Below are 13,778 nucleotides of genomic sequence, written 5' to 3'. Positions count from 1 at the left end.
TTGGAAAAAGCCAGTCCCAGACACTGGAGAACCAATGTGGGAGGGGGCTTGCCCCCGATAGCAGGCTGTCAGCTACCAGATTCACTGGTTGACACACCGCAATCGGGGGCAAGCCCCCTCCCACAATTAGATCCGTAGTGTTCCCGAGTTATCAGCGCGGCCCGGAAACCACCAGCATCTGCCCAGGCTTCAATGCCTGGCCAGTACGCGGGTTCCAACGCTTGAGATGTTGCATCTCGACGTTGAATCGCTTGGCGACGATGTACAGCGAGTCGCCTTTCTTGACCTTGTACTGCACCGGCTTCTTGCTGCTGGCCACCGCGCGGCGGGTGTCCTGCATCACCAACGTCTGACCGACCTTCAGTGCCTGGCCATTAAGCTGGTTCCAGCGCTGCAGGTCATGCACATCGACCTTGTTGGCCTTGGCGATCAGCGTGAGGTTGTCGCCGCTGCGCACCTTGTAGCTGCGGCTGCGGCCGGCCACCCGTGCGGTCTCGACTTCGTCGAACACCTGTTTTTTCGGGCGCATCGCCAGCAATTCTTCCGGCTTCATCGTCGAAAGGGTGCTGGTCAGCAACTGCGCCTTGGAGCTCGGTACCAACAGATGTTGCGGGCCGTCCAGGGTGGTGCGTTGTTTCAGGGCCGGGTTGAGCTGGAACAGCTCGTCTTCGTCGATTTCAGCCAGCGCGGCGACCCGTGACAGGTCCATGCTTTGCTTGACTTCAACCACTTCGAAGTACGGCGTGTTGGCAATCGGGTTCAGGTTGACGCCGTAGGCCTCGGGGGCCAGCACCACTTGGGAGAGCGCCAGGAACTTGGGCACGTAGTCCTTGGTTTCCTGGGGCAGGGGCAGGTTCCAGTAGTCGGTCGGCAGGCCGAGCTTTTCGTTGCGCTCGATGGCGCGGCTCACGGTGCCTTCGCCGGCATTGTAGGCGGCCAGCGCCAACAGCCAGTCGCCGTTGAACATGTCATGCAGGCGTGTCAGGTAGTCGAGGGCGGCGGTGGTGGAGGCGGTGATGTCGCGTCGGCCGTCGTAGGCGCGGGTCTGGCGCAGGTTGAAGTAGCGCCCGGTGGAGGGGATGAACTGCCACAGGCCCACCGCATCGCTGCGTGAATAGGCCATCGGGTTGTAGGCACTTTCGATCACCGGCAGTAGCGCCAGCTCCAGGGGCATGTTGCGTTCTTCAAGGCGTTCGACGATGTAATGAATGTAGAGACTGCCGCGTTCGCCGGCGTTCTCCAGGAAGGACGGGTTGCTCGCGAACCACAGGCGCTGTTGCTCGATGCGCGGGTTGACGCCAACGTTGTCCTGCAATTGAAAGCCCCGGCGCATGCGTTCCCAGACGTCCTGGGGTACTTCGGGGCTGGGCTTCTCTGTGAGCCAGATAGGTTTTTGCTTGATCTTGGCAGCAAGATTGGGTTTGGGTTGCACGGTGGTTTGTGCAGCGTAATTTGTCGATTGGCAGCCCGCCAGAGTTGCGGAGACAGCCACCGCCACAGCTTGAGCCAGGCGGGTCAATGCGTCTGAATGGTTGGATTTACGAATAGATGACGACATTGGCTGGAAGTAAGTTCCGGGCAAAAATGTCGGGCGATTCTAGAAAGCGCTTTGGTTCCGGTCAACCATTCAGAAATTACGTATCAGATTGCATCGTCTTAGAACTTATCTTTCCACGCCCTCAAGCTAGCAAAAACCTCGGCCCCAGAGCGGTTGTCGCGGCCGTTCCGTTCGTCCGCTTTTTGTTTAACGGATGTTTCAGAGGTGCGCAGAAAAGGGTTGGTGCGTTTTTCCAGGGCCAGGTTGGAGGGCAGTGTTATCTCGCCACGGGCCCGCAGTTGGCGGACGCTTTCCACCCGTTCGGCGATATCGGCGTTGTCTGGTTCCACCGCTTGGGCAAACTTGAGGTTACTTTGTGTGTATTCGTGGGTGCAGTACACCAAGGTGTCGGCGGGCAGGGCAGCCAAACGCTCCAGCGAAGTGTGCATCTGTTCAGGCGTGCCCTCGAACAGGCGCCCGCAACCGGCGGCGAACAGGGTGTCGCCACAGAACAGCACGCCCGGGTGATAAAAAGCGATATGGCCTAGGGTGTGGCCGGGCACAGCATAAATGTCGAAGTCCCAGCCGAGCACCGTGATGCGGTCGTTATCATTTAACGCCACGTCCCGCGCCGGGATCTTCTCGTTGGCCGGGCCGTAGACCGTCGCGTCGGTGGCGCGCTTGAGTTGTTCGACGCCACCCACGTGGTCATGGTGATGGTGGGTGATCAGGATATCGCTCAAGGTCCACTCGGGATTTTGCGTGAGCCAGGCCAGTACCGGCGCGGCATCGCCGGGGTCGACCACCGCGCAGCGCTTTTTAGGCGAGTCCTGTAACAACCAGATGTAGTTATCGGTGAAGGCGGGCAGGGCACTGATCTGTATCATTCTTCGATTCGCCAAGCTGAACACATTGGTGCATCTTAGAACGTCTAGGCGAGTTGGAGAATGCAATGACTGATAAAGCGTTCGCCCAGGCCGATCCTGAGTGGCTGGCCCTGATCGGCGCGGCCCGTGAATGGCTGTCCGGGCCCATCGGGCAATTTCTGCTGGATGAAGAACGGCGCATGCTCGAAGACGAGCTGGGCCGCTTCTTTGGTGGCTATCTGGTGCATTACGGTCCCTCCGCACAGACGCCGCCGTCTGCGCCGCAGGTGCAACGCAATGTGCGCCTGGGCGCACCGTTGCCGGGCGTCGAGATCGTTTGCGAGGAACAGGCCTGGCCGTTGAGCGAGCACGCCGCCGATGTGGTGGTGTTGCAGCATGGCCTGGATTTCTGCCTGTCGCCCCACGGTTTGCTGCGCGAGGCGGCGAGCAGCGTGCGCCCTGGTGGCCATTTGCTGATTGTCGGCATCAACCCTTGGAGCAGTTGGGGGCTGCGCCATGTGTTCGCCCATGATGGCCTGCGCCAGGCGCGCTGCATCGCGCCGTCGCGGGTTGCGGACTGGCTGAACCTGCTGGGCTTCGCGCTGGAGAAACGCCGCTTCGGGTGCTATCGTCCGCCGCTTGCCTCGACCAAGTGGCAGGCGCGCCTCAGCGGCTGGGAACGCCGGGCGGGTATCTGGCAGCTCTCGGGCGGCGGCTTCTATCTATTAGTGGCGCGCAAGATTGTGGTCGGGCTACGGCCGGTGCGCCAGGTAGCGCGCCAGCCCATCGGCAAACTGGTGCCGATGCCGATGGCCAAGGTCAACCGCAAGCAAAGTGAAACGTAAAACCCCTTTTTGATTTAAGACCGAGTAACTGATGACTGACAGCGTAGAACTCTTCACCGATGGCGCCTGCAAGGGCAACCCAGGCCCTGGCGGCTGGGGCGCCTTGCTGGTGTGCAAGGGCGTCGAGAAGGAACTGTGGGGCGGCGAAGCCAACACCACCAACAACCGCATGGAACTGATGGGCGCGATTCGCGGCCTGGAAGAACTCAAGCGTCGCTGCAACGTGCTGCTGGTCACCGACTCGCAGTACGTGATGAAGGGCATCAACGAATGGATGGTCAATTGGAAGAAGCGCGGCTGGAAGACCGCCGCCAAGGAACCGGTAAAAAATGCCGACCTGTGGCAATTGCTCGACGAGCAATGCAATCGCCATGACATCACTTGGAAGTGGGTTCGCGGGCACATCGGCCACCCCGGCAACGAGCGGGCAGACCAGCTCGCCAACCGTGGTGTAGACGAGGTGCGAGGCTACAAGCAGAGCTGACGTGCTAACATCGCGCCCTTTGACGCACACCACAGTGCACACCACCGTTGAGAGCTGAACCCTGATGGCCATCCGATCTGTTGTACTCGATACCGAAACCACCGGCATGCCGGTGACTGACGGCCACCGGATCATTGAAATCGGCTGTGTCGAACTCATGGGTCGGCGTCTCACCGGGCGTCACTTCCACGTCTACCTGCAACCGGACCGCGACAGTGACGAAGGCGCCATCGGCGTCCACGGTATCACCGACGAGTTCCTCAAGGGCAAGCCACGCTTCGCTGAAGTGGCCGATGAGTTCTTCGAATTCATCAAGGGCGCCCAGCTGATCATCCATAACGCGGCGTTCGACGTCGGTTTCATCAATAACGAATTTGCCCTGATGGGGCAGACTGATCGTGCAGACATTTCCCAACACTGCTCGATCCTCGATACCTTGATGATGGCCCGTGAACGTCACCCCGGCCAGCGCAACAGCCTCGATGCGTTGTGCAAGCGGTATGGTGTCGACAACTCCGGCCGCGAACTCCACGGCGCTCTGCTCGACTCCGAGATTCTCGCCGACGTCTACCTGACCATGACCGGCGGGCAGACCAGCCTTTCGTTGGCGGGGAATGCGTCCGATGGCAGTGGCTCGGCAGAAGGCTCGGGCAACCGTCCTTCGGAAATCCGCCGCCTGCCGGCAGATCGCAAGCCGACCACGATTCTTCGCGCCAGCGAACAGGACATGGTCGAGCATGCACAACGCCTGGAAGCAATTGCCAAGTCGGCCGGTGCTCCTGCGTTGTGGACTCAGCTGACACAACAATAGCCATCAAAACGTCGGAGGGGGCTTGCCCCCCTACAGTTGATCTCCATAGCTCTCAAAATCTTCATTCGCGTCATCGCAGCCTAGCTTCTACCCTGAGTGCATAGCCCTCAGGACTCTACGCCCTCATGTACAAAGACCTGAAGTTCCCTGTTCTTATCGTGCACCGCGACATCAAGGCCGACACCGTTGCTGGCGACCGGGTCCGCGGCATTGCCCGGGAGCTGGAACAGGAGGGCTTCAGTGTTTTTTCCGCCGTGGACTACGCCGAAGGTCGGCTGGTGGCGTCTACCCATCACGGCCTGGCCTGCATGTTGATCGCCGCCGAGGGCGCTGGCGAAAATACCCACCTGCTGCAAAACATGGTCGAGCTGATTCGCCTGGCGCGGGTGCGGGCACCCAACCTGCCGATCTTTGCCCTGGGCGAGCAAGTCACCCTGGAAAACGCCCCGGCCGATGCCATGAGCGAACTCAACCAGCTGCGCGGTATCCTGTATCTGTTCGAAGACACCGTGCCATTCCTGGCCCGGCAAGTGGCCCGCGCCGCACGCACCTATCTAGATGGCCTGTTGCCGCCATTCTTCAAGGCCTTGGTACAACACACCGCCGACTCCAATTATTCCTGGCACACCCCCGGCCATGGTGGTGGCGTGGCGTATCGCAAAAGCCCGGTGGGGCAGGCGTTTCATCAGTTCTTCGGGGAAAACACCCTGCGTTCGGATTTGTCGGTTTCAGTGCCCGAACTGGGCTCGCTGCTGGACCACACCGGCCCGCTGGCCGAAGCCGAGGCTCGTGCTGCGCGCAACTTCGGCGCCGACCACACCTTCTTTGTGATCAATGGCACATCCACCGCCAACAAGATCGTTTGGCATTCCATGGTCGGCCGCGATGACCTGGTGCTGGTGGACCGCAACTGCCACAAATCCGTCCTTCACTCGATCATCATGACCGGCGCGATCCCGCTGTACCTGTGCCCGGAACGCAATGAACTGGGGATCATCGGCCCCATTCCCCTGAGCGAATTCAGCCCCGAGTCGATCCGCGCCAAGATCGACGCCAGCCCCCTGACCCGTGGGCGGCCCGCGAAAGTGAAGATGGCCGTGGTCACCAACTCCACCTATGACGGCCTGTGCTACAACGCCGAGCTGATCAAGCAGCAACTGGGCAACAGCGTCGAGGTGCTGCACTTTGACGAAGCCTGGTATGCCTACGCAGCGTTCCATGAGTTTTTCGCCGGGCGCTATGGCATGGGCACCTCGCGTACCCCGGACAGCCCGCTGGTGTTCACCACCCATTCCACCCACAAACTGCTGGCGGCCTTCAGCCAGGCCTCGATGATCCATGTCCAGGACGGCGGTGCGCGGCAGCTGGACCGCGACCGTTTCAACGAAGCGTTCATGATGCACATCTCCACATCGCCGCAATACAGCATCATCGCCTCGCTGGACGTAGCGTCGGCGATGATGGAAGGTCCGGCCGGGCGTTCGTTGCTCCAGGAAATGTTCGATGAGGCCCTGAGTTTTCGACGCGCCCTGGCTAATCTGCGCCAGCATATCGCCGCCGAGGACTGGTGGTTCTCCATCTGGCAACCGCCGTCGGTGGCCGGCATCGACCGCGTCGCCACGGCGGATTGGCTGTTGCAGCCGCAGGATGAGTGGCATGGCTTTGGTGATGTGGCCGAAGACTATGTGTTGCTGGACCCGATCAAAGTCACGCTGGTGATGCCCGGCCTCAATGCAGGCGGTGCCTTGAGCGATTGCGGGATTCCCGCGGCGGTGGTCAGCAAATTCCTCTGGGAGCGCGGGCTGGTGGTAGAAAAGACCGGGCTGTATTCCTTCCTGGTGCTGTTTTCCATGGGCATCACCAAAGGCAAATGGAGTACGTTGCTCACCGAGTTGCTGGAGTTCAAGCGCAGTTATGACGCGAATACCAGCCTGGTCAGTTGTTTGCCGTCAGTATTTGCCCAGGGCCCGGCGCGTTATCAGGGCCTGGGTTTGCGCGACCTGTGCGACCAACTGCACAGTTGCTACCGCAGCAACGCCACCGCCAAACACCTCAAGCGCATGTACACCGTATTACCGGACGTCGCGATGAAACCGGCGGACGCCTACGACCAATTGGTAAGAGGAGAAGTGGAGGCCGTGTCGATTGATGCCTTGCCAGGACGCGTCGCAGCCGTGATGCTGGTGCCGTATCCGCCGGGCATTCCGTTGATCATGCCCGGCGAGCGTTTTACCGAGTCAACCCGCTCGATCATCGACTACCTGGCATTTGCCCGGACGTTCGATAGCAGTTTCCCCGGTTTTGTTGCCGATGTTCACGGGTTACAACACGAAGATGACGGCAGTGGTCGTTGTTACACCGTAGATTGCATCAAGGGTTAAGGATGTTTATGCAAGCTGTAATGAACCCGAAGTATCCAGGGCTCAGTGTGCGAGTCGCCGACGAAGGCTTCGATGCCTACGTGTGGGGCAATGACTTCAGTTTCGAGGTCAGCGCCTATAGCGTGCCGGAGATGGGCAAGCGCGTCGATCAGTGGCCGCTGGAGCGCATCCTGCCGTACCGCAAATGTTATGGGATTGATCCTGAGGAGTTCGCCAGTTTCCGCGATGCGCCAGACAGCGCGATTTTCATGGCCTACCTGGACGATCGAGCGGTGGGGCATATCGTGGTCAGTACCAACTGGAATGGTTTTGCCCATGTGGATGAACTGGCGGTGGTCCTGCCGGCACGGCGGCACGGCGTGGCCAAGGCGTTGCTGGATGTGGCGCAGTTCTGGAGCCGCAAGAAAAACCTGCCGGGCATGATGCTCGAAACCCAAAACAACAACCTCGGCGCGTGCCGTCTTTATGAGCGCTGCGGTTATGTGATGGGGGGGATCGACCACCTGCGTTATCGCGGCATCGACCCGCAAACGCGCGAAGTGGCGATTTTCTGGTATCGGTTGTTCAAATCCGAAGTCGACAAGACTTAACCCAACAGCAGGCTTTCAGCCTTCTGCGTGACAATCTCCAGCAATGCATTCAAGGCTGCAGAAGCCATCCCATCCTTGAGGGTCAGCGCGTACAGATGGATCGTGATCGGCGGCGACACCGGGCATGCATCCAGCCCGGCCTCCCGTGCGCCGAACGCGGTGAACGGGTCGACAATCGCCAGGCCTTCTCCCGCCTCCACCATGCTGCGCATCATCTGGTAGGTCTGCACGCGGGTTTGCACCACCGGCAGTGGCCGAAGGGCTTGCAGCTTGGCGTCCAGCAGGCGGCTGAGTGGGTCTTGCCCCTCCAGCCCGATCATCGACTGCCCGGCCAGGTCCTGCAGCGCAATGTACTTTTGCTTGGGCTTGAGCCAACCGTGGGGTGCGAGTAGCTGCAGTTTGCCCTGGGCGAGCACGGTGCTGAGGATTTGCGGGTGTTCCGGGTCATGCAGGCTCAGGCCGACGTCGGCCTCGTGCAGCAACAGGCTCCTGACGATTTCTCGTGTGGGCTGGCTCGACAGGTTGCAGGGGGTGTCCTGGAAACGTCGGCGCAGCACCGCGATGCTGTGCGGCAACAGTTGATTGGCCAGGGGCGGGGTGCAGAGCGCTCGCAGGGGTGGGGCGTGATGGTGTTTCAGGCGGCTGGCCAGCCGTTGCACCGGCTCCAACGCTTCGTACACATGGGCGATTTCTGCCTGCAACGCCAGGGTTTCCCGCGTTGCCTGCAAGCGCCCGCGTACGCTGGCGAACAGCATAAAACCCAGTTGCTGCTCGGCTTCCTTGAGCGACGCCTCCACATCGCCCACGGGGAGCTGCAACCATTCGGCGGCCGTGCCGAGGTGTCCGGTCTGCAAGATGGCCTGAATCACTTCGAGATGACGTAAACGCATGGCCGGAGTCTATGTGCAGTGCAGTAGGGTTTCAATGGTACAAGTGGTCGTGCGTAAAAAAGACGGTGCAGGTCGCCTGTGCCACTGGCGTTCAATCACGACCTCACTAGAATGGCTTGTCTGATCATCAACGACCAAAGCCGGATACCGGCACTTACAACAAAAACAGGTCTGGTCTCAAATGCCTATTCCCTCGACGTTCTTCGGGGTAACGGCCAAGCAACTCCTGGTCCTGGTGACCGTAGGGTGCGCGGCGGCTTATCTCTTCAGCAATCACGACGACACACCGCAGAGCCTCGCGCTCGAAGCGTTTATCCGTGCCCAGGAACAGGTGGGCGAGCAGGTGGGGGCGGTGTTGGGGGTTACTCTGGTCAGGCAGGTGGAGGCATATCCCGCCTACAACACGTCAGGCTACACGCGCACGGTGTACGCCGTTGAAGGGGAGCGGGGGCACTTGCTGGTGACGCTCAAGCAGAGCGAGCAGGGTCTTGAGGTCACGGAAATCCGCAGCCCTTGATCACCCCGGCCCAGTCGATGCCATCAATGGCCAGGACTGAGCAGGTCATCAAGGCGAGATCTTATGACGCGAGGGTGGTTTGCGATTCGCGGACAATAATGATGCCCGACTGGATCAGTTTGAACTCATCGCCTTCCAGTTTTTCTACACGGTCGCCAATGGCCAGCTTGTAGGTCGTGGTGGGCGTCGAGCCAGCCAAGTCGGCTTGCGCCGGGTTGGATTCCTGGAACTCATGCACGGAATACACGCGGCCTTCCGCGTCTCTGGCATGGAACTGTCCGACAAGTACTGCTGCCATCTGTTTAGAACCTCTGGAGATAAACACTCGATTTACGGTTCTGTAGACCGCCATAAAGAGAGGTAGTTTGCCTACACAAAAAAAATACTATTCATTGAGGTTTTCAGACACTTCCTACGCAGCAGCGTGCGACGCAAACGCCTGGAGGAATCTCAAAACATTCTGGTGAACCCGTCGTGAAGTCTCTATAACTACAAGCTCCATTAGTCAGACATCGGGAAAACCTCCATGAGCAAGGTCTACACGATTGCCGTCCTGGTTGGCAGCTTGAGAAAACAGTCGATCAACCGCAAGGTCGCGTTGGCATTGGCCGAACTGGCTCCGGCCAATCTGAAGTTGAGCATTGTCGAAATCGGCGATCTGCCGCTCTACAACGAAGACATCGACACTGATTCACCGCCGGCAGCCTACAGTACTTTCCGCAAACAGGTGAGTTCATCCGACGCGGTGCTGTTCGTGACACCGGAATACAACCGCTCGGTGCCGGCCCCATTAAAGAATGCGATTGACGTGGGTTCCCGCCCTTATGGAAAAAGCGCCTGGAGCGGCAAACCGGGAGCGATCATCAGCGTGTCGCCGGGCGCCATTGGCGGCTTTGGCGCCAACCACCATCTGCGCCAGTCCCTGGTGTTCCTGGATGTGTGGTGCATGCAGCAGCCGGAAGCCTACCTGGGTGGGGCGGGCAGTGTGTTTGATGAGTCGGGCAAGGTGTCAGAAAAGACCAAGCCGTTTTTGCAGACCTTCATTGATGCCTACGCACAATGGGTAGAAAAACAGGCTGCATAGGCATCTACGCAAGTTGCACAGGATAATGCGTAGCAACAGCCGAGTACCCCCGCCGTTCTGTAGCAGCTGCCGAGCGCAAGCGAGGCTGCGTTGGGCGCCCCGCAGATCGCGGGGTGTCAACGCGTCCGTCACGCAGCCTCGCCAAGGCTCGACAGCTGCTACGGGGGGGGGGGCGCAACGGGCGCTTGCCCGGTGAGGGTGAAGACGGTCTCTACGAACCAAAACGTGCGCTCTGTTCAGATCAGCGCAGCCAGTTAGTCCGCGCCAATTCGATCACCTCATCGCCACGCCCACTCATCACCGCCTTGAGCATATACAGGCTGAACCCCTTGGCCTGTTCCAGCTTGATGCTCGGCGGCATCACCAGTTCCTGAGTGGCGGTTACCACATCCACCAGCACCGGGCCATCGTGGGCCAGGGCGCGGCGCAGGGCGGGTTCCAGATCTGCGGATTGCTCCACGCGAATGCCGAGAATTCCCATGGCGTTGGACATCGCCGCGAAATCCGGATTCTTCAGCTCGGTGCCCGTGTCCAGATAACCCGCGGCCTTCATCTCCATGGCGACAAATCCCAGTGACGAGTTATCAAATACGATGACTTTGACCGGCAACTTCAGCTGCGCCAGCGAGATGAAATCCCCCATCAGCATGGCGAAACCGCCGTCGCCGGACATGGAAATCACTTGCCGACCCGCAAATGCGGCCTGCGCGCCAATCGCCTGGGGCATCGCGTTGGCCATGGAGCCATGGTTGAACGAGCCGATCAGGCGGCGCTTGCCGTTCATCTTCAGGTAGCGCGCCGCCCAGACCGTGGGTGAGCCGACATCGGCGGTAAAGATCGCGTCATCGTCTGCCAGCTCACTGAGCAGTCGCGCAACGTATTGCGGATGGATCGGTCGATTGGCCTTGGACGGTTGCGCAAGGTCGTCCAGCCCCTGGCGGGCTTTTACGTAATGCTTCAACGAGGTCTCAAGGAAGCTGCGATCCGTCTTGCGGGTCAAGCGCGGCAGCAGGGCATCGATGGTTTCGCTGACATCCGCGGCGATACCCAGGTCCAAGGTAGCGCGACGGCCCAGTGCCTGCGGATTGCGGTCGACCTGGATGATTTTTGCATCGGTGGGGTAGAACTGGCGATACGGGAAGTCGGTGCCGAGCATGATCAGCGTGTCGCAGTCGAGCATGGCGTGGTAACCGGAGCTGAAACCGATCAGGCCGGTCATGCCCACATCAAACGGGTTATCCCATTCCACATGTTCCTTGCCGCGCAGGGCGTGCACCACCGGCGCCCCCAGCATGTCCGCCAGGGCCACCACTTGCGCATGGGCGCCTGCACAGCCGCTGCCACACAGCAGCGTGACTTTTTCACTGCGCGAGAGGATCTCGCTCAATTGCAGCAGATCGGCCTCTGCCGGCAAGGTGCGTGGCGCGTGCAGGGCCGGCCACGGCTTGAGGGTGTCTTCGACTTCCAGCAGCGACACATCCCCCGGAATCACCACCACCGCCACGCCGCGATTGAGGATCGCCGAGCGCATGGCGCGATGCAGCACCTGGGGCATCTGCGCGGGGTTGGTGACCAGCTCTATAAAGTGGCTGCACTCCTTGAACAGTTCCTGGGGATGGGTCTCCTGGAAGTAGTTCAGGCCGATTTCCGAGGACGGAATCTGTGCGGCAATCGCCAGCACCGGTACATGGTTGCGATGGCAGTCGAACAGACCATTGATCAAGTGCAGATTTCCCGGCCCGCAACTGCCGGCGCACACCGACAACTCGCCGGTGGCGGCGGCCTCTGCGCCGGCGGCAAAGGCGGCGACTTCTTCGTGGCGCACGTGCATCCACTCGATACTGTCCATGGTGCGCAGCGCATCGGTGAGACCGTTGAGGCTGTCGCCGGTCAGGCCCCAGATGCGCTTGATGCCCGCCTGTTCAAGGGTGGTCGCCAGTTGCTGGGCCAGGTTGATTTTCGCCATGAAGCACTCCAATCGTCAGTGAGGTTAAAAGCTGCTGATCAATAGGGGACAGTTCGATCACGACGAATGCTCCTTCTTTAATGTGAAGATTGCGTCATGGCAGCGCGGTATTGCCGTGTGCGGCGGGCGATAAACCATTGGTCACACGCCAGTGCCAACCAGGGCATCACCTTGGGGTTGGGCCGCCGACCACGGCTGAGGCGGCGCATCTGGTTGCGCACCACGGCGAGCGTGGCGAGCGAGGCCAGGGGCTTGCGCTTCCAGTCGATCGGCTTGAGTTGCGGGTTGAGGTCGCGACCTTCGCGCCAGTGTTTGATCAGTTGCGGTTCCAGCGTCAGGGCGGTGGCGATACCGGCCATGGCGATGCCGCTGTCCAGCACTTGCTGCACGATAGGCAGGCGGCGAATGCCCCCGGTGACCATCACGGGCATGCTGGCGACGCTGGCCATTTGGGCGGCAAATTCAAGGAAGTACGCTTCACGGGCGAGCGTGCGACCGTCCCGTGCTTCGCCTTGCATGGCGGGCGCTTCATAGCTGCCGCCGGACAGTTCCAGCAGGTCGATGGGTAATGGGTTGAGCATTTCCACCACTGCCCGCGCATCGGTTTCGTCAAAGCCGCCGCGCTGGAAATCCGCAGAATTGAGTTTGACCGCCACGCAAAACGACGGGCTGACGCTGGCGCGCACGGCGTGAATCACTTCCAGCAGCAGGCGCGCACGGTTTTCCAGCGAGCCGCCCCAGCGGTCAGTGCGGTGGTTGCTCAAGGGCGAGAGAAACTGACTCAGCAGATAGCCGTGGGCGCCGTGGATCTGCACGCCGGTAAAGCCGGCTTTCTCGGCCAGGCGTGCGCTGGTGGCGAAGCGCTGGATCACGTCCTGGATATCGTCTTCGCTCATGGCTTTGGGCTTGGCGAACATCTTGGAAAAACTGCCCAGGTCGAGGGCAATGGCGGACGGCGCCAACGCTTGCTGGCCGAGATTGGCCATGGTCTGGCGCCCTGGATGGCTGAGCTGCACCCAGAAGTGCACGCCCTTGTTGCGCGCCACATCGGCCCATTCGCGAAAGCTGTCCAGGTGTTGCTCGTTTTCCAGGGCCACGCCGCCGGGGCCGGTCATGGCGTGGCGGTCGATCATCACATTGCCGGTCAACAGCAGGCCGGGTTCGCCGTCTGCCCAGGCCTTGTACAACTGCTTCAATTCGCGGGACGGCGCCTGGTTGATATCGGCCATGTTTTCTTCCATCGCCGCCTTGGCGATGCGGTTGGCGATGACTTGGCCGTTGGGCAGTTGCAAGGCTTCAAAAGGTGACATGCGTTGACTCCTGAGTAGGGGAGGCCTCAGGCTAAGCTTAAAGTTAACTTTAATGTCAAGCAGGCGTTGTGATGAATATTGGTGAGCTGGCAAAACAGAGCGGCCTGGCGGCTTCGCGCATCCGCTTTTACGAGAGTGAAGGCTTGATCAGTCAGGTGGGACGCCAAGCCAATGGCTATCGGCGCTATTCAGAAGACGCGTTGCAAACCTTGCAGTTGATCCAGAGCGCGCAACAGGCCGGGTTTACCTTGCAGGAACTCAAGGCGTTGATGCCCGCGCCGGGGGAGCACAAGCGCGACGAGCTCATCCTGGCCTTGGAGAGCAAGGTGGCGCAGATCGAAGTGATGCAGGCGCAACTGGTCCACAGCAAAGCCCAGTTGCTGGGAGTGATTGAGGCCGTACGTGCGCAGCCGGAAGGCGTCCCATGCTCCATGGGACAGAAACAGGTGCTGGCGTCGATCAAACTTCAGCCATGAAAAAGCCCTGGCATGCCAGGG

At 60.4% G+C, this 13,778-nt stretch carries 14 protein-coding genes; 8 read left to right on the top strand and 6 right to left on the bottom strand.

Features of this window, described 5'->3' with window-relative positions; genetic code table 11:
* Positions 1-151 precede the first annotated feature (151 nt).
* Both NDJ82_RS11775 and gloB read right to left on the bottom strand, forming a co-directional pair.
* Positions 152-1,558, bottom strand: a complete 1,407-nt coding sequence (locus tag NDJ82_RS11775) for a lytic transglycosylase domain-containing protein (protein ID WP_099582779.1) — start codon at positions 1,556-1,558, stop codon at positions 152-154.
* 98 nt (positions 1,559-1,656) lie between these two features.
* Positions 1,657-2,424, bottom strand: coding sequence for a hydroxyacylglutathione hydrolase (gene gloB / locus NDJ82_RS11770; RefSeq protein ID WP_250925505.1), 768 nt, complete (start codon positions 2,422-2,424; stop codon positions 1,657-1,659).
* A gap of 65 nt (positions 2,425-2,489) precedes the next feature.
* On the opposite strand from gloB, the gene NDJ82_RS11765 reads away from it, so the two are divergent.
* From NDJ82_RS11765 to NDJ82_RS11745, 5 genes are all read left to right on the top strand, one after another.
* A complete protein-coding gene (locus NDJ82_RS11765) occupies positions 2,490-3,248 on the top strand; it encodes a class I SAM-dependent methyltransferase (protein ID WP_099582781.1) in 759 nt (252 codons plus the stop codon).
* A 31-nt stretch (positions 3,249-3,279) separates the two neighbouring features.
* Positions 3,280-3,732 carry a ribonuclease HI gene (gene rnhA, locus NDJ82_RS11760; protein WP_003173571.1) on the top strand — a complete coding sequence of 151 codons (453 nt, stop codon included), beginning with the start codon at positions 3,280-3,282 and terminating at the stop codon, positions 3,730-3,732.
* A gap of 70 nt (positions 3,733-3,802) precedes the next feature.
* Positions 3,803-4,543 carry a DNA polymerase III subunit epsilon gene (gene dnaQ / locus NDJ82_RS11755; RefSeq protein ID WP_177411613.1) on the top strand — a complete coding sequence of 247 codons (741 nt, stop codon included), beginning with the start codon at positions 3,803-3,805 and terminating at the stop codon, positions 4,541-4,543.
* A gap of 125 nt (positions 4,544-4,668) precedes the next feature.
* Positions 4,669-6,924, top strand: coding sequence for an Orn/Lys/Arg family decarboxylase (locus NDJ82_RS11750; protein ID WP_250925504.1), 2,256 nt, complete (start codon positions 4,669-4,671; stop codon positions 6,922-6,924).
* A gap of 8 nt (positions 6,925-6,932) precedes the next feature.
* The gene (locus NDJ82_RS11745) at positions 6,933-7,514 is read left to right on the top strand and encodes a GNAT family N-acetyltransferase (protein ID WP_099582784.1); all 582 of its coding nucleotides are present in this window, start codon (positions 6,933-6,935) and stop codon (positions 7,512-7,514) included.
* Here the strand turns inward: NDJ82_RS11745 and NDJ82_RS11740 are convergent.
* Positions 7,511-8,404 (bottom strand): LysR substrate-binding domain-containing protein, encoded by an 894-nt coding sequence (locus NDJ82_RS11740; RefSeq protein WP_112194975.1) that lies wholly within the window; start codon positions 8,402-8,404, stop codon positions 7,511-7,513. The two genes, NDJ82_RS11745 and NDJ82_RS11740, sit on opposite strands and share 4 nt — an antisense overlap.
* Before the next feature lie 181 nt (positions 8,405-8,585).
* Between NDJ82_RS11740 and NDJ82_RS11735 the strand changes: the two genes are divergently transcribed.
* Positions 8,586-8,921 (top strand): hypothetical protein, encoded by a 336-nt coding sequence (locus NDJ82_RS11735; RefSeq protein WP_099582786.1) that lies wholly within the window; start codon positions 8,586-8,588, stop codon positions 8,919-8,921.
* A 61-nt stretch (positions 8,922-8,982) separates the two neighbouring features.
* On the opposite strand, the gene NDJ82_RS11730 is transcribed toward NDJ82_RS11735, so the two are convergent.
* On the bottom strand, positions 8,983-9,219 hold the full coding sequence (locus tag NDJ82_RS11730; protein WP_099582787.1) for a hypothetical protein: 237 nt from the start codon (positions 9,217-9,219) through the stop codon (positions 8,983-8,985).
* Between the two features lie 228 nt (positions 9,220-9,447).
* Here NDJ82_RS11730 and NDJ82_RS11725 point away from each other — a divergent pair, with 228 nt between their 5' ends.
* Positions 9,448-10,005: an NADPH-dependent FMN reductase gene (locus NDJ82_RS11725; RefSeq protein WP_250925503.1), complete on the top strand. Its 558-nt coding sequence runs from the start codon at positions 9,448-9,450 to the stop codon at positions 10,003-10,005.
* 241 nt (positions 10,006-10,246) lie between these two features.
* Here NDJ82_RS11725 and poxB read toward each other — a convergent pair whose 3' ends face one another.
* Together poxB and NDJ82_RS11715 are read right to left on the bottom strand one after the other, a co-directional pair.
* Positions 10,247-11,971, bottom strand: a complete 1,725-nt coding sequence (poxB, locus tag NDJ82_RS11720; RefSeq protein ID WP_099582789.1) for a ubiquinone-dependent pyruvate dehydrogenase — start codon at positions 11,969-11,971, stop codon at positions 10,247-10,249.
* Positions 11,972-12,048: 77 nt separating this feature from the next.
* Entirely contained in the window at positions 12,049-13,281 is a 1,233-nt protein-coding gene (locus NDJ82_RS11715) for an NADH:flavin oxidoreductase/NADH oxidase family protein (RefSeq protein WP_250925502.1), read from the bottom strand.
* Between the two features lie 71 nt (positions 13,282-13,352).
* Here NDJ82_RS11715 and NDJ82_RS11710 point away from each other — a divergent pair, with 71 nt between their 5' ends.
* Positions 13,353-13,757, top strand: coding sequence for a MerR family transcriptional regulator (locus tag NDJ82_RS11710; protein WP_099582791.1), 405 nt, complete (start codon positions 13,353-13,355; stop codon positions 13,755-13,757).
* The last annotated feature ends 21 nt before the right edge of the window (positions 13,758-13,778 follow it).

The organism is Pseudomonas sp. SR18, from assembly GCF_023701505.1.
GTDB lineage: Bacteria > Pseudomonadota > Gammaproteobacteria > Pseudomonadales > Pseudomonadaceae > Aquipseudomonas > Aquipseudomonas cyclaminis.
This window is presented reverse-complemented; position numbering and strand designations above follow the sequence as displayed.

Bases quoted from the DNA above. Each gene is read 5' to 3' on its own strand.
- NDJ82_RS11775 (WP_099582779.1), bottom strand. From the start codon at position 1,558: ATGTCGTCATCTATTCGTAAATCCAACCATTCAGACGCATTGACCCGC.
- NDJ82_RS11710 (WP_099582791.1), top strand. From the start codon at position 13,353: ATGAATATTGGTGAGCTGGCAAAACAGAGCGGCCTGGCGGCTTCGCGC.
- poxB (WP_099582789.1), bottom strand. From the start codon at position 11,971: ATGGCGAAAATCAACCTGGCCCAGCAACTGGCGACCACCCTTGAACAG.
- gloB (WP_250925505.1), bottom strand. From the start codon at position 2,424: ATGATACAGATCAGTGCCCTGCCCGCCTTCACCGATAACTACATCTGG.
- NDJ82_RS11740 (WP_112194975.1), bottom strand. From the start codon at position 8,404: ATGCGTTTACGTCATCTCGAAGTGATTCAGGCCATCTTGCAGACCGGA.
- NDJ82_RS11750 (WP_250925504.1), top strand. From the start codon at position 4,669: ATGTACAAAGACCTGAAGTTCCCTGTTCTTATCGTGCACCGCGACATC.
- NDJ82_RS11715 (WP_250925502.1), bottom strand. From the start codon at position 13,281: ATGTCACCTTTTGAAGCCTTGCAACTGCCCAACGGCCAAGTCATCGCC.
- NDJ82_RS11765 (WP_099582781.1), top strand. From the start codon at position 2,490: ATGACTGATAAAGCGTTCGCCCAGGCCGATCCTGAGTGGCTGGCCCTG.
- rnhA (WP_003173571.1), top strand. From the start codon at position 3,280: ATGACTGACAGCGTAGAACTCTTCACCGATGGCGCCTGCAAGGGCAAC.
- NDJ82_RS11725 (WP_250925503.1), top strand. From the start codon at position 9,448: ATGAGCAAGGTCTACACGATTGCCGTCCTGGTTGGCAGCTTGAGAAAA.
- NDJ82_RS11745 (WP_099582784.1), top strand. From the start codon at position 6,933: ATGCAAGCTGTAATGAACCCGAAGTATCCAGGGCTCAGTGTGCGAGTC.
- NDJ82_RS11730 (WP_099582787.1), bottom strand. From the start codon at position 9,219: ATGGCAGCAGTACTTGTCGGACAGTTCCATGCCAGAGACGCGGAAGGC.
- NDJ82_RS11735 (WP_099582786.1), top strand. From the start codon at position 8,586: ATGCCTATTCCCTCGACGTTCTTCGGGGTAACGGCCAAGCAACTCCTG.